Raw genomic sequence first — 18470 nt, forward strand, 5'->3', positions numbered from 1 at the left:
GGACCGGAGACGGCCCGGCGCGCCGCGGCTCAGCGCACCCGCCCGCCGACGGCGAAGCCCAGCAGCAGGGTGAACCCGTCCAGCGCCACGAACCGTTCCCACGCGGCCATCGCCCGAGCGTACGCGGCCACCCCCAGGACACCCCGCTCGACCAGCGGCAGCAACCGCTCAGGCGACAACTGCGGCGCGAGCGCGGCGACCCCGCCGACCTCGTCGCTGGTGTAGGCGAACGGCCGTACACCGACCTCCGTCAGGCCCGCCGCGCGCAGGATCCGCGGCAGCCGGCGGGCCACCAACCGATCCCCGCCGTCCGCCGCCTGGGCCGAACCCAGCGCACGGTAGGCATCGGCGGAGAACACCGACAGATCCGGCTCGGCGCAGCCCCACAGGCCGGCGTCCACGTCGACGACGGCCAGCCGGCCGCCCGGCCGCAGCAGGCCCGCCAGCGAGCGCGCGACGCCGACCGGGTCGGCCAGATGCTGAAAGACGTACCGAGCCAGCACCAGGTCGAACCCCGCGGCCGGCAGCGGCGGTCGGGCCAGATCGCCCGCCACGTAGCGAATCCCCTCGACGGGTCGGGTCGCCCGGGCCACCGCCAACAGGCGCTCGTCCGCGTCCAACCCCACCACCCGGGTGCCGGGGTCGGCCAGTCGCGCCCGCAACCGCCGGGTTACCGCCCCGGTACCGCATCCGGCGTCCAGCACCGCCCCGCCCTCGGCCGGCGCCCAATCGGCGAGCACCCGCCACTCGTGCGCCCAACTCAGCTCCGCCTGGGTCTCCAGCCGGCGCACCTCGCCCGGCAACCCGCCCCATTCGGTCTGCGGCCGGTAGCTGCCGCCGGGGTGGATCGCGCCGCTCACCGGGTGCCGCCGTCCGCGAGCAGGTGCGGTGTCATCAGCAACCCGTCCCGAGGCCGCAGCGTCACCAGCGCCTCCGGCACCACCGGATGGCCGACGACACCGCGCAGTTCCAGCCGTTGCAGGATGGTGCCCAGCACCAGCACCGCCTCCGTGGTCGCGAACGACTGGCCGATGCACACCCGGGGACCACCGCCGAACGGCACGTAGGCGTGCGCGGGCCGGGCCTGCCGGGCACTCGCGGCGAACCGCTCGGGCCGGAACTCCTCCGGTGCCTCCCACACCCGCGGGTGCCGGTGCAGCGTCCACGGACTGATGCACACGAGCGTGCCCTCGGGCACCGTCAACCCGTCGAGCACGTCCTCCGCGCCGGCCCGCCGGGAGATCAACCACACCGGCGGATACAACCGGATCGCCTCCTCCAGGCAGCGCCGGGTCAGCTCCAGGCGGGGCAGATCCTCGGCCCGCGGCGGCCGGCCGCCCAACACCCGGGCCAGTTCGGCCCGGACCGCCGCCGCGTGTTCGGGATGCCGATCCAGCAGATGCACCGTCCAACTCAGCGCCTTGGCGGTGGTCTCGTGCCCGGCCATCACCATGGTCAGCACCTGATCGTGCAACTCCCGATCGCTGAACGTGTCCCCGTGCTCGTCCCGGGCCGCGAGCATCGCGTCCAGCAGATCGGCCGGGCGATCCGGCGGCGGCCCGGTGTAGCGCCGCGCGGCCACGAGCATGCCCACCACCCGCTCCAGGAAGGTCTGCGCGGCCAGATACGACCCGCGCAGCCGGCGAAACGCGGCGTCGGCCACGACCGGCGCGGTCGGCTCGCCGTCGAAGTGGCCGATGAAGCGGTTGATGTCGTCGACGGCGCGACCGAACCCGGGTCCGGCCGCGGCCAGATCCGCGCCCAGCAGCGCGTCCGCGACGATCCGCAGGGTGAGCGCGGTGAAGTCGTGGTCGACCCGGACGGACCGACCCTCCCGCGCGGCCCGGCTCCACGTGTCGGCCAGATCCGCCGCGGCGTCGGTCATCAGCGTGTCGAACGCCGCCACCTGACGGCTGCGGAACGCGGGCGCGCACAAACGGCGTTGCCGCTCCCAGACCGGCCCGTCGCTGGTCAGCAGCCCGGTGCCGAGCAGCGGAGTGAGCATGAAGTCGTCGGGGGTGCCCGCCTTGGTCCACGCGGTGTAGTTGTCCTTGAGGATGTGCCGGACCAGATCCGGCCGATTGACGAACCACACCACCTCGCCCCGGGTGCGATGACTGCACAGATCTCCGTACTCGGTGGCGAGTTCGGTGAGGAAGGCCAACGGATCGTCGCGGATGCCGGCCAGGTCGAGTTCGTCGGCGGGACCGGGCGGACGCCGGCGTACGGGGGATTCGGACATGGCGGACCTCCAGGGCGGGGTGAACCGGCGTGGGCGGGAACTCGCGTGCGGGTCAGGCCATCTGACGTTGCACCAAGCGGTGGAACAGGCCGTCCTCGTCGGCCAGCAACTGATCAGGCGGCCCCTGCTGGACCACTCGCCCGGCGTCGAGCACGACGATGCGATCGGCCTGCATCACCGTGGACAACCGGTGCGCGATGATGATCCGGGTGGCGTTGAGCCGGCGGGTGCTCTGGGTGACCACCTCCTGCGTGCGGTTGTCCAGCGCACTGGTCGCCTCGTCGAAGAACAGGATGCGCGGGCGCCCGATCAACGCCCGGGCGATCATCAGGCGCTGCCGCTGCCCGGCGGACAGGGTCACCGCGCCGTCGTTGAGGACGGTGTGCATGCCCATCGGCATGCGCCCCAGATCCTCGTCCAGACCGGCCATCTCGGCGGCCTCCCACGCCTCGTCGAGGGTGTAGTTGCGCAGCCCGCAGATGTTGTGCAGCACGCTGCCCGCGAACAGTTGGCCGTTTTGCAACACCACGCCGAACTGTCGTCGCACGGCCGCCACATCCAACGACGCCAGGTCCTGGCCGTCGTAGAGCACCGATCCGGCGGTCGGCTCCTCGAAGCCGATCAACAGGCGCAGCAGGGTCGACTTGCCGCAGCCGGTCGGCCCCACGACGGCCACGAACTCGCCCGGCCGGGCCCGCAGGTTCACCTCCTCCAGCACCGGCGGCCCGTCCCGGTGATAGCCGAACGTCAACCGGCTGACCTCGATACCGCCGTACAGATCGCCCGGCGGCTGCTTGGACTCCAACACCTCGGGCAGCGCCCGCAACACCGGCTGCACGCCCTCGTACAACGGCACCGCCGCGGCCACCATGGTCACGCTCGCGGTCATCTGGAGCATCGAGCCGAGCATCACGGTGAAGGCGACGTTGAAGGACAGGAAGTCGCCGACGTCCAACTGCCCGGCCGCCGGCCCCGCGGCCATCGCGAACAGCACCAGGGTGCAGACCAGCAGGTAACCCGAGTTGAACACGGTGACCAGGTTCTGCAACCGGCGGGTGCGCACGGTCAGCATCCGACCCCGGGCGAAACCCATCGCCCAGAACGCGAACGCCCGGTCCTCGGCCGCCGCCACCCGCAACTTGGGCAGCCCGGACAACAGTTGGAACATGCGGCCGGACAACCGGTGGTCCTCGTCGACCAGTTCGCGCTGCCAGTGCATCTGCCGCAACCCGGCGATCGCGCACACCGCGCCGCCGAGCAGCGCGAGCCCGGTGGACAGCAGCGCCAGCGGCACGCTGTAGAAGAACAGCAGCCCCAGATCGACCACGAAGACCAGGAACGCGGGCACGAACAACGCGGTGACCCCGCTGAGGATCTCGCGCAACCCGCTGATGCCCATCGCGGCGCTGCTCAGCGACCCGGAGGAGACCGACCCGAAGAACCCGGTGGGCAGGCGCAACAGCCGATCCCACACGGCCGCCTGCGCGGACGCCTCGAACCGGCCCTCGACCCGGAGCAGGGACAGGTTCTGCACCGCCGACAGGGCGGCGGCCAACAGTGCGGACACGATCAGCACCACGCACATCCGGCTGACCAGGGCCCGATCGCCCTGCGGCACGAACACGCCGAGCACCTTGCCGGTCAGCACCGGCACCAGCAGGCCGAGCAACGCCGCCGCCGATCCGCAGCCGAGCAACACCAGCAGATCGCGCAGGCTGCCCCGGACGCCGAAGCGCAACAACGCGCGCGGGCCCCCGGGCTGCTCCGGCAACGCCGGATAGAACATCGTCGCGCGCCGCTCCAGGGTGCCGGCCAGCGCCCGGGTCACCGGCTTCCAGTCGGTGCCGGCCGGGTCGAGCACGTGATAGCGCCGCCGCCGCCACACCAACGCGACCGGGCGGCGCGGGTCCGTATCCGGGTCCACCGCGCGCACATGGCCGACCAGCGGCCCCGAGTCGGTGCGCCACCAGCGGTCCACCAACTGCACGTCGCGCACCCGGAAGCCGGAGGACACCGCGATCCGCTCCAGCGGGTCCAGCCGGGCGTCGGCGGCCTCCGAGGTGCCCGAGCGGGTGACCTGCACCCCGCCCGCCTGCCCGACCACCCGGGCCACCGCGAGGTAGTCGTCCTGGTCCGCCACGTCCAGGCCGGGTCGGCGGACCGGCCGATAGGGGTCGAGCACCGCGCCCAGCGCGCGCGAGGAGCGGCGCAGCGCCTCCGCGTCGACCAGCCGCCGGGCGTCCAGCTCGCGACCCGCGTTGCCGCGTCGGCCGCGCAGCCGCTCGTCCACGCGCTGCATCAGGGTGTGCTGGTGGCGGGCCAGGTCGGTGGCGAACACGGTCTCCGCGAGCACGTCGCGGGTGCGTACCACGTGCACGAACGCGCCGTCGGCGGAGTACAGCCAGTCGGCCGCGCCGATCGCCAGCCGGCCGCCGAACCCGACCGCGGGCACCGCCTCGGCGTCCGGGCCGGCCGCCGCGCCGGGTCGGGCCGCCGTGCCCGGCCCGCGCTCGTCGGACTCGGCGGTGTCCTCGTTCGGGCCGCCGATGCACACCGAGCCGGAGAGCACCCGCACCCACAGCGTGCCCTCGACCGAGCGGGCCGAGCCGCCGGCGGGCAACTCCGCGCCGTCCCCGGCCTCCAGGGCGGTGAAGGTACGCGGCGGCAGGCCCAGGCGCACCGCGTCCGCCAGCGCGCCCAGGCCGCGATCCAGACCGAGCGCGAAGCACCCGGCGAACGCGTCGTCCCCGGCGGCGGCGGTGAGCACGTCGGCCAGCGCGGCGGTGCGCACCACGCCGCCGGGCAGCGGCTTGCCCAGCATCGCGGTTCCGCCCGGGGGCACCCCGCACAACACCGTGCCGGCACCCACCCGGCACAGGAACTGCCAGCGGCCGCCCTCCTCCTCGGTGGTGGCGAACACGTCCACCATGCCGGCGGTGACGAACCACACCTCGTGCGCGCCGACGAGCGCGAAGGCACCGGCCGGCTCGGGCCCCAGGCGGTCGCCGAGCACGCGCAGGTCCAACGGCGTCTCGTCGGGCGGCTCGGCGGGGTCGAAGCCCTGCGGGGGCTCGGTCATCGTGCTTCCTCCATCGGGCGGTGCGCGGGTGGCGAACAAGGCGTGTCGCTCTCCGAAGCCGGCCGTCGGGCCGGCACGGCGTCGGGTCGGCCCGGTGTCGGCATGGCGTCGGGCCGACCCGGTGTAGGACCGGTGAAAGCCGTCCGCCCCGGGCGTGGGCGAGTCGGTGGGTCGGAACCGGTTACTGGTCGCGGATCAGTTCGGCGTACGGCCCGGCGACGGCGGCGAGCGTGTGGTGGTCGCCGCGCTGCGCGACCCGGCCCTGTTCGAGTACGACGATCTCGTCGCTGTCGCGCACCGTGGACAGGCGATGCGCGATGATCACGCACGCACAGCCGCGTCGGCGCAGGTTGTCGTCGATGGTCGCCTCGGTCTGCGCGTCCAGCGCGCTGGTGGCCTCGTCCAGGACCAGCACGCTGGGATTGCGGACCAGCGCGCGGGCGATCTCCAGGCGTTGACGCTGCCCGCCGGAGAAGTTGCGGCCGCCCTCGGACACCGCGCTGTGGATGGTTCCGGCGCGCGCCGCGACCACGTCGTACACGGCGGCGTCGCGCAGCGCGGCCACCACCGCTTCGTCCGGGATCGAGTCGTCCCACAGCGTCACGTTGTCGCGCACGGTGCCCTCGAACAGGAAGATGTCCTGGTCCACGAACGCGACCGCGGTGCCCATCACGTCGCGCGGATAGTCCCGGCGGGGACGGCCGTCGAAGAGCAACTCCCCGCTCCACGGCTCGTACAGGCCGGCGATCAACCGGCTCACCGTGGACTTGCCGCTGCCCGAACCGCCGACCAGGGCGACCCGCTCGCCGGGGCCCACCCGCAGCGAGAAGTCGTCCAGGAGCGGTTTGCCCAACGGGCTGTAGCCGAAGGTGACGTGGGCGAGTTCGATCCGGCCGGCGAGCACCGGGGTGTGCTCGTGACCGTTGCCGAACCGGGCCCGGCGAGCCGTTTCGTCCTCCAGGAACTCGGGCGCCGGCGGAAACTTCTCGATGTCCTTGAGCCGATTCACGTCGGCGGTGACGTCCTGCAGACGCGGCCCGAGATTGGCCAGTTGGGCCACCGGTCGGCTGAACGAGGTGACCAGCGTCTGGAAGGCGACCAGCAGGCCGATCGACATGTGCCCGTCGATCGCCCGCAGTCCGCCGATCCACAACAGCAGACCGCTGTCGACCGCGGCCAGCATCGGGGGGACCACGGCCAGCATCGCGGTGGGCGCGCCCAGACGTTGTTGCCCGGACACCACCCGGGCCTGGAACCCGGCCCAGCGCTTGAAGTAGTCGCCCTCGGCGCCGGTGGCCTTGAGCGTCTCGATCAGTTGCAGGCCGTTGTACGAGGCGGCGACCAGCCCGGAGCGATCCGCGCGCAGCCGGGCCACGGTGTCGGTGCGCATCCGGGAGACCAGCTTGAGCACCACGATGTTGAGCATCGCCACGCCCACCCCGATCACGGCGAGCTGGACGTCGTAGGTCAACAGCAGGCCGGCGTAGACCAGTACCAGGAGGGTGCCGACCGCGGTGGTGGCCACGTCGCGGGACAGGATCTGGGCGATCGTGGCGTTGGAGGAGACCCGTTTGCCGATCTCGGCGGGGCTGCGCTGGGTGAAGAACACCACGGGCAGCCGCAGCAGATGCCGCACCACCCGTACCGAACTGCGGATCGAGGACGCGGACTCCACCCGCAACAGATGGGTCTGCTGCAGCATGGTCAGCCCGATCGTGACCGCCGCCGCCAACCCCATCGAGGTGAGCAGCGCGGGCAGGAACGAGTGGTCGCCGCCGGTGAGCACCCGATCGATGAACACCCGGGTGAACGCGGGCGTGGCCAGCCCGGGCAGGATCAGCAACAGACTGGCCAGCAACGCCAACAGCAGCGCGCCGCCGCTGCTGCGATAGCGCGCCCGCAGATCGGTGAGCAGCCGCGGCGAATGCCCACCGCGGCGGAAGTCCGGGCCGGGCTCGAAGGTGAGCACGATGCCGGTGAACGCGGCGTCGAACTCCTCGGGAGTGACCACCCGTCGGCCCTGCGCCGGGTCGTTGAGGCGGATCACCGGACGGCCCAGCCGGCGGGCCGGGCCCTCGTAGACCACGAAGTGGTTGAACCGCCAGAACAGGATGGCCGGCGGCCGGCCGCGCAGCAGCGCCGCGGTCTCCATCTGCATGCCGCGCGCGATCAGTCCGTACGCGCGCGCGGCGCGCAGCAGGTTCGCCGCCTTGGCGCCGTCCCGGGAGACGCCGCACGCGTGCCGCAACTCCTCCAGCGGCACATGGCGGCCGAAGTGGGCGAGCACCATGGCCAACGCGGCGGCACCACACTCGACGGCCTCCAACTGGATGACCGTGGGCGTGCGGACCGACGTCGGACGGTCGCCGGACTCGCGGCGTCCGCGCTCGGCCGGGGCGGGCGGCTCGGCGGGTGCCCCGGCCGGCGGGGACGAGGTGGTGGTCATCCAGGAAGCAGCCAATCGAGCGGGCGTTCGCCCGGCAGGCGGGCGAAGCCGGTGATGGGGGTCTGCGAGTCGATCCGGAACGGCGGACCGGACTTGTTGGTCCACCGATAGCCGCTCAGCGTGCGCGGATCGGTCTCCAGGTCGACGGTGATCCGGACCGCGCCCCCGGCGGACAACAACCGGGCCGCGGCCTGTTGGTCGCCGCCGAGGAAGTCGGCCACCTGCTGGGCGGTATAGGGAAACTGGTCGATCGCGGTGATGCGGCCGCGCAGCAGCCCGAACGCCTGGGACGGCGCGGACTGCACGGACACGTCCACGTGGGTGCCCGGCCGCAACATCCCGGCGCTGCGCGGCGAGACGAACAGTGTGGCCAGCAGCCGGTCGTCGTTGGCGTCGGTGCGCTCGACGGTCATGAACGTGGTGCCCACCGCGATGTACTGGCCGCTGGAGACCAGGACGCCGATCACCCGGCCGGCGAACGGCGCCCGGACGATCTGGGTCGCGCCCTGCTGGTCGACCACGGACAACACCGGGGTGCCCTTGGGCACCAACGTCGCCGAGTCCACGAACAGGTTGGACACCAGGCCGGTCTGCGGGCTCTGCACCCGCGATACGCCCAGCGGGTGGGTCAGGATGCCGGGCACCCGCACCTTGCGCGGCAGCGTGCCGGTCGCCGACCACACGGTGGCGCAGCCGACCAGCAGCGCCAGTGCCAGCAGCAGGGCCCACGCTCGGGGGCGGGCCAGCCGGATCGGCGCGTCCAGTTCCTCGGGGGCCTTCAGCGCCTCCAGCGCCTCACGACGAAAGTGCATCGCGGCCTCCCGCCGGGCCGGCCCGCTCGGGGTGTTCCGGTTCGCCGCGGGCCGGCTCGGGGCCGATCGTGCCGAGCAGGAACTCGCCGACGCTGCCCTCGTGTTCCCAGCGATTGCCGGTGGCCAGAGCGAACATGTCGGAGTCGCCACCGCCGAGTCCGCACGCGGCCAGCCCCATCGCGGCGGCGACCAGGTACATGGTCTGGTAGAGCACGCCCACGTGCTTGAGCACGAGCGCGTAGCCCATCGTCTGGTACTTCCACATCACCCGGCCGAAGCGCGCGCTCACCACCAGCACCACCTGCGGCGGCGTGGCCATCAACGACGTCGCGCGGGCCACCTCGGACAACCGGTGCACCGCCGGGCCGGGCTCGGCGACGCGCTCCAGGCGATGCCCCTGCGGGTCGTAGTGGTAGAGCCCGGGCGCGACGCCCTCGACGTTGTTGATCAGCGGGTACAGCTCCAACTCGTGGCAGCGTCCGCCCGAGGGATAGGGCCGGTCGCCGATCTCCTGCCGCTCCTCGTGCAGGATCGCCCGATTGCGGGCCGAGCGGTACAGGAACTCGCCGAGCCGCTCCAGGGTCAGCGGCGCCGCGTCGTCGTGCGCGCGGATCGAGCGGCGGCCCTCCAACACCTCGGTGAGGGTGGGGTCGGTGCCGCGCAGCGCGTCCAGGTCCGGGCGCGGCAGCTCGATCGCGGGCCCGGCGAACGGCGGGCGCACCGCGGGCAGCGGCTCGGTCGACCCGGCCCGCCAGTAGGTGCCGCCGTACGGCAGGTCGTGCCGCCCCGCCCGGGTGCGGCCGTGGAACCACAACTCGTGCGGCGACCACTGGGCCCGGTCCGGGTCGGCGTCCTCGGCCTCGGGATCCACCAACAGGCCGTGCCGGGCCAGCAGGTCCAGCGCCCGCTCGATGCCCGGCGTCGCCCCGTCGAGCCGGTGCGGCAGGCCGGCCAGCAGCGCGGCCAGCGCCGGATCCGGCAGTTCGGCGGCGACCGGGGCCAACGGCGACTCCAGCACCGCGTGTTCGCCGTCGCGCCGCAGCACCGCGAAACGGGACAGCCGCAGCCGCTTTCGTTCGACCGCGGCGCCGCGCGCGGCCGGGGGCGAGGACGGCGCGAGCGGCCGCAACGTCAGCAGCGGCCGGCCGGCCACCTCCAGGTGGATGCTCAGCCACCCGCCCGTGCGCAACCGGCGCAGCAGCACGGGCAGTTTGAGCAACGCCGCCTCGCCGTCGCACCCGAGCACCGCCCGGTGCAGGTCGTCCTCGTCGCACGGGTGTGCGGCGAGCAGCGCCAGGGCCGCCGCGACGCCCGGCGCGAGCACGCCCAGCCCCAGCCCGCGCGGGCCGAGGAACAACAACGTCGCGCCGTCCGCCGCGGTGCGCACCCGCACACCGGGGTGCAGGGCGATGCGTTCCACCGGCGTGGACTCGGCGGGTGCGGCGACCGCCGCCGCGGGCGGGATACCGAGGCTGGTCATGGAACCTCCGGGACGGATCGGGCCGGAACGGGGGCGCGCCGAGGCGAGCGGACGCGGCCGGTCCGGCGGCGCGAGGCCGGACCGGAGCGGGCCCGGGGCGCGGGACGAGGCCGCGCCCGCGGGCCACCCGGTGCACTCAGAAGAAGACGCTGTACGGATTGAGCTCGGCCTCGGGCGTGGGCGCGTCGAGCCAGCCCAGCCGCACCGGTGTGTCGTACATCCGGCCCGGACCCAGTCGGCGCCAGAAGTGCCGCAACCCCGGCACCATCACCTTGGCCACGTGCAACTCCAGGTCGGGCAACGACTGGTCGAGCACGATCACCTCCAGGTCGACCGCGCGCAGCCGGTCCACCGTGTCGCGGATGTCGCGCGCGATGTCGCCGCTGTGCAGCGTGCCGTAGCCGGCCAGGGTGGTGGCCGGCAGGTGCGGCGCGGGCAACGCCCACGGCTCCCGCTCGGCGGTGGCGGTGTGCAGCCAGGCCAGCGTGTGCGGGTCGTCCTCCCAGTACCTGGTGGTGCCGTCCGGATTGCGGTTGATCACCGCGGGGAGGAACTGGTTGACCTCGGTGAGCGCGCGCAACACCGCGATCCGCACGTCCAGGTGTGCGCCGAAGCCCAGCAGGATGTCCTCCACCGGGTGATCGACGCGCCGCGAGACCGCGGCGAAGGTGGGCACCCCCAGGTCGGTGGTGATGTCGACGACCTCCAGGGTGCGCTGCATCCCGGCGTAGAACTCGCGCAGCGTGTCCACGTACGGCTCGCGCAGCGAGTCCAGGTCGAAGCCCGGGCGCAGCGCCCGGTTGTACCACCACAGGCCGACCGCGTCCCGCTCGCAACTCTCGAACAGGCCCTGCATGATCGCCTCTTCGAGGGTGTTGCCGGACGCGTTGCCGTTGCCGTCGCTGAAGCAGAAGAAGTGCTCGTGCAGGTCCGGGTGGCCGAACCAGGAGTACCCGGCCGGTACCAGCCGGGGCCGGTCCTCGGTCAGCGACCACGCGCGCGACCAGTGCAGGCGCCGGGCCTCGTCGAAACGCTCGGGCACCAGATGCAGCCGGCCGGCCGATTCCCGGTTCCACGTCTCGCGCGTCTCGTACTGGGTGTCCGAGTACAGCAGCAGGTCGTAGGGGTGCACCGCCAGGTCCGGGCCCAGTTCGGCGAACGAGCCCGGTTCGGTGGACCGGTCGTCGCGCCAGACACCCGAGTAGCGCTCGATCGCCTCGCACACCCCGCTGACGCGTGCCTGTACGTCGCTGCGCCCCTTGCCGCCGCTTTGTCCGCGCAGGTTGCGCCGCAACATCGCGATGTTGCGCCCGGGCACCGCGAAGTTGTGGCTCGCCGCGTAGCTGAAGGTGACGCCGTTGTCGACGTTGTTGAGCAGGCGCAGCGAGCTGACCGCACCCAGCAACCGGCCGATGTGCTTCTCCAGGCGGTTGAAGGTGTCGTCCGGGCGCATCGTGCGGTGCCCGCCCTCGTCGTCGAACACCACCGGCTGGTCGGCGAGTTCGATCCTGGGATCGCGGTCGAGCAGCAGCGCGGGGTCGCCGCAGCCCGGGCACTGGGGCTGCCGGATCAGCCGGTGCTGCTCCAGCCGGCGGCCGGCCACGTGCAGCGAGACCAGGACGCCCTCGTACTCGGAGCGGCCGCCGGCCAGCAGTTCGGCGGCGGTCGCCGCGACCAGGTGTGCGGACAGCCCCACCGACCACGCGGTGGCGGCCAGCGACGTGCGGATCGGGTCGTCGGCGACGGTGCCGTCGTCGCGGCGCCGCAGGAAGGTTTCCACCTGCTGGTTGCCGGCCAGCCGATGGGCCAGGCAGTGCCAACAGCCGGTCCGCCCGGGCACCAGGTAGGGGCCGGTCCACACCTCGGCCCCGGTCGGTTTGACGAGCAGCCACGGCAACCCCGCGGCGCGCAACCTGGCGTCCATCGCGTTCAGCCGGGGGTCGAGGTAGTCGTCGGTGAGCACCACCGTCAGGTCCGGCCCGTGCCGCCCCTCGGCCACGTCGGCGCCCACCTCGGCCGGGGTCACCGGGGTCACCGTCGCGCCGATCTCGCGCAGCGCGGCGACCACGGCGGCGGCGTCCACCGCACCCAACGCGGCCACCTCGATCCGCGCCGCGCCGAGCCGGCGCAGCGCCGTCGCGGTGTCCAGTCCCAGGCCCTCCCAGGCCGCGGCGACGGCCCGGTCCTCGCCCACCGCGCCGTCCACCAGGTGGCCGAAGCGCTGGAACTTGGAGACGGCGAAGACCACTTCACCCATCGTGAAGCGCTCGGCCAGCTTCTCGGCGATCTCCGCGATGGTGTGCGTCCCGTCCAGGTACGGCAGCACGGCGGTGACCGCCTTGCCCTGGACCAGGTAGTGGCCGTCCTCGCAGACGAGGAAGACCCGGTCGGAACCGAATGCGCGAGCGACGAGATGTGCCTTGAGACGAGGCAGGTCCACGAATTCTCTCCCGGCGTAGTCGAAATCGAACAAGCGGCTGTCGACGGCTGCTGCCGGTAATTCTTAGTCGCCGCCAAGGCGCCCGGACAAGGTCGTTTCGGCGATTCCCCGCTGTTTCTGCGGTGGTTGCGCACTCGGGTATGGGGGTGCCCCGCGGATGTCTATCGGAGGGTGTTTCCTAACGTTGGGGGGTGCCTCGACTAGCCTGCCGGACGGTCGCGTTGACCTGCGGGAGGCAGGGGTCCGGGGGTGGGGGAGGGGGGTCCTAAGCAGGGGATCCGGCAATTAGGAATTCGGGCATTGACGCGCCGCAGCGGTCTCAGCATGCTTCCGGTATCGCAGCCGACGTCGATCCGAAACCGGCGTGCACAGGGCGCCGAACAGGTGGGACACCGTTATTCCGGACCGATGCGAATCGGCGCGGAATTTGCTGCGCGACCCGAAGTCGGATTCCAGTGAGGGAGATTCGGATGGACCCCAGGGACAGGGCCGCGTTCGTCAGGTCCTACACGAAGGTGTTGACCGCGGCCTGGTCGGACGACGAGTACGCGGCCCGACTCGAGAACGACCCGCGCAGCGCGCTGGCCGAGCACGGCCTGGAACTGCCCGCCGGCGCCACGGTGCGCATCGTGCGCAACCTCGGCGGCGAGCCGGACCTGGAGGCCCAGGTCGAGCTGTGGGAGGGCGGCGCCGAGACCGGCTCGTACGAGCTGCGGGTGCCCAACTCGCCGCAGATCGAGCTGCGCGAGCTCTCCGAGGCCGACCTCGAGTCGGTCGCCGGCGGTGGCCTGGAAACGCCGGACAACCCGGACGGCACCGTGTACTGCTGCTGCTGTTCCCCGTGCTGCTGCTGCACCTGAGCCGGCAGTCGGCCCCACCGGCGTCGCGGAGAGGAGGGCTCGCGTGGAGCCCAGGGAAAGAGCCGCGTTCGTCGGCTTCTACGCCAAGGTGCTGACCTCGGCGTGGTCGGACGACGACTACGCGGCACGATTGGAAGCGGACCCGCGAGCCGCCCTCGCGGAGATGGGCTTCGAACTGCCCGCCGGCGCCACGATCGACATCATTCGTGAGGCCGGCGGCGAGCCCGACCTGGAGGCCCAGGTGCGCGCCTGGACCGAGGGCGCGAAGACCGGTCGGTACGAACTGTGGGTGCTGGACTCGCCGTTGCTGGAGACGCGCGAACTGTCCGAGGCCGACCTGGACTCGGTCGCCGGCGGCGACGCGTACAGCTGTTCGTGCTCGCCGTGCTGCACCAGCACCTGACCGAACGTGGGTGCGCACACCTGATTCACCCGCACACCCGGTTCCGCCGCCTCGGGAGTCGTCCTCCCGCGGCGTCGGAACCGCCCCGTTCCACCGACCCGAGGCGGAGACACATGCCCGGACCAGCCGCGCCGGATGTGCGCGCACCGCGCCCGTCGTCGGCGCGCGTGACCTCGACGCCCGGCCCCGCCCGCCGGGCGACTTCGGGCGTCCGCCGCCGTTCGGCCGTGCTCGCCGCCGTCCTGCTGTTCGCCGGTGCCGCACTGGCCGGCTGCGGCGAGACGCCCGCCGACCCCAAGCCGGCCAAGCCACAGGGCGCCCCGCCCCCGGTGAGCGTCGAACAGGCGGGCCGACTGCTCCAGGAATACGCCGCGGCGAACACCCGGATCAACGCGAGCCTGGATCCGGCCGCGGTGGACACGATCGAGCTGCCGCCCGCCGCCACCGGCAGCAAGGCCGGACTCCAGGTGGCCAAGTCCCAGGCGATCGTGGTCCCCACGACCGGCTACGTGCACCCCAGATTCGTCTTTCCCCGAGTGACCGGCTACCCGAAGTTCTTCGTCGCCATCACCCAACTGCTCCAGTCCGACACGGTCTCCCCGTCGCCCAAGTACCTGCTGTTCGTCCAGGACCGGGAGAGCGCGCCGTGGAAGGTGGCCTACTACCCGTTCGTCACCGACCGCTCGGAGATCCCCGAACTGGAACAGGACGCCGCCGGCGGCGCCCCCGCGGTCACCGACACCGCCGCGCTGCTCGCCGACCCGGCCACGCTCGGTCGCGCCTACCAGGACTATGCCCAGGGCAAACGCGACCCCAAGGTGCCACTGTCGCCGACCAAGACGCTGACCGGGCAGGTCACCGGCGGCTGGACCGCCGGCGTGCAGGCGCTGCGCGCCAAGGGATGCCTGATCGAGCGCGGCATCCCCGCCGACGGGCCCCGCTACCCGACGTTCCTGCTGCGCACCCGCGACGGCGGCGTGCTCGCCTTCACCGCCGTGCAGGTACGGGACACGATGACCACGGCCGGCGGCAAGGACGGCGTGCCGCTGGACGCGGGCAGTCGGGAGGCCGCGCTCGCGGGCAGCCCGGAGGGAGCCAAGGCGCCGCAGTTCGTGATCGATCGACTGGTGGTCTCGCTCAGCCACATCCCGCCCGCCGCCGCGCCCGGCACCGGCGTACAGCTCATCGCCTACGGCGACTACGCGCTCTCGGTCACCTGACCCGCACCGCACCGCACCATGCCCGCCGCCCCCTCGCGTCAGGAGACCCCGAATGTCGTCGTCGCCCGTCGCATCGGCCCGCCGCCGGCAGGTTCATCTGGTCGAGCTGACCGTGATGCCCGGCGTGCGCTACAGCGCCGTGCTCGGGCAGCTCCAGGCGGCGGCCCAAGCCGACCCCGAAGTGGCCGCCGCGGTGACCTTCCACAAGCACGTGCACCTCCAGGGCGGCTCCCGAGCGGGGGCGCTCGCGGTGCCGGAGGGCCTCGACGATCCGCTCGTGGTCGCCTTCACGGTCTACTTCTGGAACCGGGTACGCACCCTGGAGTTGGCCCGGCAAGTCAAGGAGCGCTGGCCGCGCTGCCGGATCGTGGTCGGCGGCAACGACGTCACCCACCAGCAGCGCGAGCTGTTCGCCCAGGCGCCCTGGGTGGACGTACTCGTGCACGGCGAGGGCGAGTTGCGCTTCCGGGACCTGTTGCGGGCCTTCCTCGCGCACCCCGACGCCCCGCTCACGGACCCGGAACCGGCCGCCGCGTTGGTTCGGATCCCCGGGATCAGCCGACCCGGACCGAACGGGCGCCCGATCGACACCGCCGACGCGCCCCGGGTCACCGACCTGGACGCGCTCCCCTCCGCCCTGCTCGACCCGCGGGTGTGGTCGGACCGGGACCTGGCCGCGTCCCGGATGATCGTCTACGAGACCAACCGGGGCTGCCCCTACTCGTGCGCGTTCTGCTACTGGGGCGGCGCGACCAACTCCAAGGTCCGCCGGTATTCGCTGGATCGCATCCGCGCCGAACTCGACCGGATCGTCGCCAACGTCGGCCAGGGCACCCAACTGTTCATCGCCGACGCCAACTTCGGCATCCTGCCCCGCGACACCGAGATCGCCCGGCATCTGGTCGAGCTGTGCGCGCGACACGGCAAACGGCTGCTGGTGATGACCAACTGGGCCAAGAACACCAACGGGCGCGTCGTGGAGATCGCCTCGATCCTGCACGGGGCCGGGCTGACCGGCGCGATCACGCTGTCCGCGCAGTCGTTCGACGCCGAGGTGCTGCAACTGGCCAACCGGACCAACATCCGCGTCGACAACTACCGGCGCATGCAACGGCAGTTCCGCGATCGGGGCATCCCCACCTACACCGACCTGATCTGGGGCCTGCCCGGCGAGTCGCTGGCCACCCACCTGGACGGGGTCGAGGAGGCGGTCGCCGCCGGCGGATCTCCGGTGGTCTACCCGTTGTTGCTGCTCAACAACACCGACTACACCCACGCGCGCTTCCGCGACGAGCACGCGCTGACCACCCGCCGACTGCCGTGCGACCCCGGCAACACCGACCTGATCGCGGACGTGGTCACCGGGCATGCCCGGATGGACTTCGAGGACTGGCTGCGCGGCATGGAACTGCGCATCCCGCTCACGCTGTTCCACAAGTGCCTGCTGCGCTGCACCCTGCGCGTGCTGGCCCACACCACCGGCACCCGCACGGTCGACCTGGTCGCCGCGCTCGGCGAACACCTGCGCGCGGGCGACCCCGACCCGATCGCCGCCTACTGGTTCGCCGACTACACCCGCTCGTGGCGCACGCCCGAGACCTTCCCGCGCGAGGCGCTGTACGCCGAACTGGGCACCGAGACGATCCACGAGGAGATGCACTACCAGGCGATCCTGCACCGCATGGTGCGCGACCCCGAGCGCGCCCGGCAACACGCCCACGCGGCCGTGGACTTCCTCTACGAACACCTGGGCGCCGACCCGGTCGCGGCGGCCCGGCTGCCCGAGCGCGCCGACCTGGACCGGGTGACCGGCCTGGACCTGGCCGCCGCCGCGGTGTTCCGGGCCGGCATCCACAAGGTCGCCGAGGACCACGAGTTCGCCGTGCCCGGCGCGTTGTGGGCCATCCTGCGCGAACACGGCGACGTGCCGCCGGCCGACGACGAGTCGGCCGGCGCCGACCCCGATCCCGCCGACTCGATCCGGGGCCGGGTCACCGTGCCGCAGGCGCGGGTGCACTACCCGTTCAGCGCCTACGCCCTGTCCGTCTGGCACGGCAGCGGCCGGCCGGTGCACGACTGCACGACCACCGCCCGATCCGCCGACCGGCCGCTTTCGGCCCGCACGCTCCACTGAGGCAGCCATGAACCGCACCGTGCGTGTCACCGCCCCCATGCTCTACGCCACCGCGATCGTCCTGGCCTTCCTCCTGAACACCCGAGCCGGCGTCGTGGTCTGCGTCGTCGGCGGCATGTTGCTCGGCGTGTTGTTCACGGTCTCCGGTCGCCGCCGACCCTCGCACCGGCCGCCGCCGCGCGACCCACCGACGACCGGGTGAACGCCTCGATCCCGCTCAGTACTTCTGCAGGAACTCGACGATCGCCGCGTTGACCTCCTCGGGCCGTTCCAGGTGGCCCAGATGGCCGGCGTTCGCGATCGTGACCAGGTCGCAGTTCGGGATCGCGTCGGCCACCTCGGCGGCCAGATGCACGGGAGCCACCAGGTCGTCGGCGAACGCCACCACTCGACACGGCACGGTGATCCGGCGCAGTTCCTCCCGCCGATCCATGTCCAGGTCCACCCACGCCTGGCCACCCGAGCCGTCCGGGTCGCCGGCCAACTCGAAGACCTCCAGCCAGGTCGCGGCCGAGTCGTCGTCGTTCAGCGTGGTCGGTGACAACATCAGCAGCGCGGTGTTCAACGCGCGATAGGAGGCCGGCACGGGCGCATCGGCCCGGGTCTGGGCCCGGTCCGCGAGGGTCTGCGCGCGCCGCAGGGCGTCGGCCCGGGACCGGGTGGCGACGAGCACCGCGCTGTGCACCGACTCCGGGTGGCGCACCGCGAGTTCCTGGGCGATCAGGGCGCCCAGGGAGAGCCCGACGAGACGGCACGGAGCCAGATCCAACGCGTCGATCAGGCCCTTGGTGTCGGCCACCATCTGGGCGAGCGAATATTTCCCCGGTGGCACGTCCGAGGGCGCGATGCCCCGATTGTCGAAGACGATCGTCTCGAAGCCGGCACGATGCAACGCGGGTGTCTGATGCATGGTCCAGACCCGACCCGCGGCCCCCGAACCCATGATCAGAAGAACACTTTCCCCGCTGCCGGAGCGCTCGTAGGAAAGACGGATGCCATTGGCGTACAGGTAGGGCATGGTCGCTGAGTTCCGTTCGACATCGGGAACGGGATCCCGCTCCCGGGCCGCGCCGGCCCGAGCGTACGTGTCCCGACCGTGGCGGGCGTCGAACCGGCCGGCTCGCCGCGATCGACCATGGTATCCGCGCAACGCCCGCTGCCACGCGGCGATTTGGCACGCCGTCCGGAGCGGCGCGGCGCTGCCCGGTCGCGGCGGCGGCATCCGAAAGGTCGACGGGCGCGCGCCCTTGATGCCGCCCGGACGGGTCGGCCACAGTGGTCCGCAGCACCATCGAGCCGGCAGGCGCGGCCGATCCCCGAGCCGTCGCCGATTCCCGAGAGAACGGACGACACG

Annotated in this window: 13 protein-coding genes; 5 read left to right on the plus strand and 8 right to left on the minus strand. The window is 72.6% G+C overall.

Annotated features, from left to right (window positions below; translation table 11 throughout):
* Nucleotides 1-29: 29 nt before the first annotated feature.
* The 7 genes from ACH4U8_RS42425 to ACH4U8_RS42455 form a co-directional block, all read right to left on the minus strand.
* Nucleotides 30-860, minus strand: coding sequence for a class I SAM-dependent methyltransferase (locus tag ACH4U8_RS42425; protein WP_395783695.1), 831 nt, complete (start codon nucleotides 858-860; stop codon nucleotides 30-32).
* Entirely contained in the window at nucleotides 857-2242 is a 1386-nt protein-coding gene (locus ACH4U8_RS42430) for a cytochrome P450 (protein ID WP_395783697.1), read from the minus strand. The genes ACH4U8_RS42425 and ACH4U8_RS42430 overlap by 4 nt, the downstream gene beginning before the upstream one ends.
* A 52-nt stretch (nucleotides 2243-2294) precedes the next feature.
* The gene (locus ACH4U8_RS42435) at nucleotides 2295-5321 is read right to left on the minus strand and encodes an NHLP bacteriocin export ABC transporter permease/ATPase subunit (protein WP_395783699.1); all 3027 of its coding nucleotides are present in this window, start codon (nucleotides 5319-5321) and stop codon (nucleotides 2295-2297) included.
* Nucleotides 5322-5502: 181 nt separating this feature from the next.
* The gene (locus tag ACH4U8_RS42440; RefSeq protein ID WP_360315202.1) at nucleotides 5503-7767 is read right to left on the minus strand and encodes an NHLP family bacteriocin export ABC transporter peptidase/permease/ATPase subunit; all 2265 of its coding nucleotides are present in this window, start codon (nucleotides 7765-7767) and stop codon (nucleotides 5503-5505) included.
* A complete protein-coding gene (locus tag ACH4U8_RS42445) occupies nucleotides 7764-8579 on the minus strand; it encodes an HlyD family efflux transporter periplasmic adaptor subunit (RefSeq protein WP_360315204.1) in 816 nt (271 codons plus the stop codon). Before ACH4U8_RS42445 ends, ACH4U8_RS42440 begins: the two co-directional genes overlap by 4 nt.
* Entirely contained in the window at nucleotides 8563-10059 is a 1497-nt protein-coding gene (locus ACH4U8_RS42450) for a SagB family peptide dehydrogenase (RefSeq protein WP_360315206.1), read from the minus strand. Before ACH4U8_RS42450 ends, ACH4U8_RS42445 begins: the two co-directional genes overlap by 17 nt.
* A gap of 136 nt (nucleotides 10060-10195) precedes the next feature.
* Nucleotides 10196-12499, minus strand: coding sequence for a TOMM precursor leader peptide-binding protein (locus ACH4U8_RS42455; protein WP_379990340.1), 2304 nt, complete (start codon nucleotides 12497-12499; stop codon nucleotides 10196-10198).
* A 470-nt stretch (nucleotides 12500-12969) separates the two neighbouring features.
* On the opposite strand from ACH4U8_RS42455, the gene ACH4U8_RS42460 reads away from it, so the two are divergent.
* The 5 genes from ACH4U8_RS42460 to ACH4U8_RS42480 all read left to right on the plus strand — a co-directional run bounded on the left by ACH4U8_RS42460 (nucleotide 12970) and on the right by ACH4U8_RS42480 (nucleotide 17318).
* Nucleotides 12970-13359 carry a hypothetical protein gene (locus tag ACH4U8_RS42460; RefSeq protein WP_395783701.1) on the plus strand — a complete coding sequence of 130 codons (390 nt, stop codon included), beginning with the start codon at nucleotides 12970-12972 and terminating at the stop codon, nucleotides 13357-13359.
* Between the two features lie 43 nt (nucleotides 13360-13402).
* On the plus strand, nucleotides 13403-13762 hold the full coding sequence (locus ACH4U8_RS42465; protein ID WP_020548415.1) for a hypothetical protein: 360 nt from the start codon (nucleotides 13403-13405) through the stop codon (nucleotides 13760-13762).
* 113 nt (nucleotides 13763-13875) lie between these two features.
* Nucleotides 13876-14982 (plus strand): hypothetical protein, encoded by a 1107-nt coding sequence (locus ACH4U8_RS42470; RefSeq protein ID WP_395783703.1) that lies wholly within the window; start codon nucleotides 13876-13878, stop codon nucleotides 14980-14982.
* Nucleotides 14983-15034: 52 nt separating this feature from the next.
* Entirely contained in the window at nucleotides 15035-17116 is a 2082-nt protein-coding gene (locus tag ACH4U8_RS42475; protein WP_395783705.1) for a radical SAM protein, read from the plus strand.
* Between the two features lie 7 nt (nucleotides 17117-17123).
* Nucleotides 17124-17318 carry a hypothetical protein gene (locus tag ACH4U8_RS42480; protein WP_360315216.1) on the plus strand — a complete coding sequence of 65 codons (195 nt, stop codon included), beginning with the start codon at nucleotides 17124-17126 and terminating at the stop codon, nucleotides 17316-17318.
* 15 nt (nucleotides 17319-17333) lie between these two features.
* On the opposite strand, the gene ACH4U8_RS42485 is transcribed toward ACH4U8_RS42480, so the two are convergent.
* Nucleotides 17334-18134, minus strand: coding sequence for an alpha/beta hydrolase (locus ACH4U8_RS42485; protein WP_360315218.1), 801 nt, complete (start codon nucleotides 18132-18134; stop codon nucleotides 17334-17336).
* Nucleotides 18135-18470 lie beyond the last annotated feature (336 nt).

The sequence above is a fragment of the Embleya sp. NPDC020886 genome (assembly GCF_044333915.1).
Classification (GTDB): domain Bacteria; phylum Actinomycetota; class Actinomycetes; order Streptomycetales; family Streptomycetaceae; genus Embleya.

What these genes read in the sequence shown, in the direction of transcription:
- ACH4U8_RS42435 (WP_395783699.1), bottom strand. Translation starts at nt 5,321, where the DNA reads ATGACCGAGCCCCCGCAGGGCTTCGACCCCGCCGAGCCGCCCGACGAG.
- ACH4U8_RS42480 (WP_360315216.1), top strand. Translation starts at nt 17,124, where the DNA reads ATGAACCGCACCGTGCGTGTCACCGCCCCCATGCTCTACGCCACCGCG.
- ACH4U8_RS42485 (WP_360315218.1), bottom strand. Translation starts at nt 18,134, where the DNA reads ATGCCCTACCTGTACGCCAATGGCATCCGTCTTTCCTACGAGCGCTCC.
- ACH4U8_RS42440 (WP_360315202.1), bottom strand. Translation starts at nt 7,767, where the DNA reads ATGACCACCACCTCGTCCCCGCCGGCCGGGGCACCCGCCGAGCCGCCC.
- ACH4U8_RS42445 (WP_360315204.1), bottom strand. Translation starts at nt 8,579, where the DNA reads ATGCACTTTCGTCGTGAGGCGCTGGAGGCGCTGAAGGCCCCCGAGGAA.
- ACH4U8_RS42430 (WP_395783697.1), bottom strand. Translation starts at nt 2,242, where the DNA reads ATGTCCGAATCCCCCGTACGCCGGCGTCCGCCCGGTCCCGCCGACGAA.
- ACH4U8_RS42460 (WP_395783701.1), top strand. Translation starts at nt 12,970, where the DNA reads ATGGACCCCAGGGACAGGGCCGCGTTCGTCAGGTCCTACACGAAGGTG.
- ACH4U8_RS42470 (WP_395783703.1), top strand. Translation starts at nt 13,876, where the DNA reads ATGCCCGGACCAGCCGCGCCGGATGTGCGCGCACCGCGCCCGTCGTCG.
- ACH4U8_RS42475 (WP_395783705.1), top strand. Translation starts at nt 15,035, where the DNA reads ATGTCGTCGTCGCCCGTCGCATCGGCCCGCCGCCGGCAGGTTCATCTG.
- ACH4U8_RS42450 (WP_360315206.1), bottom strand. Translation starts at nt 10,059, where the DNA reads ATGACCAGCCTCGGTATCCCGCCCGCGGCGGCGGTCGCCGCACCCGCC.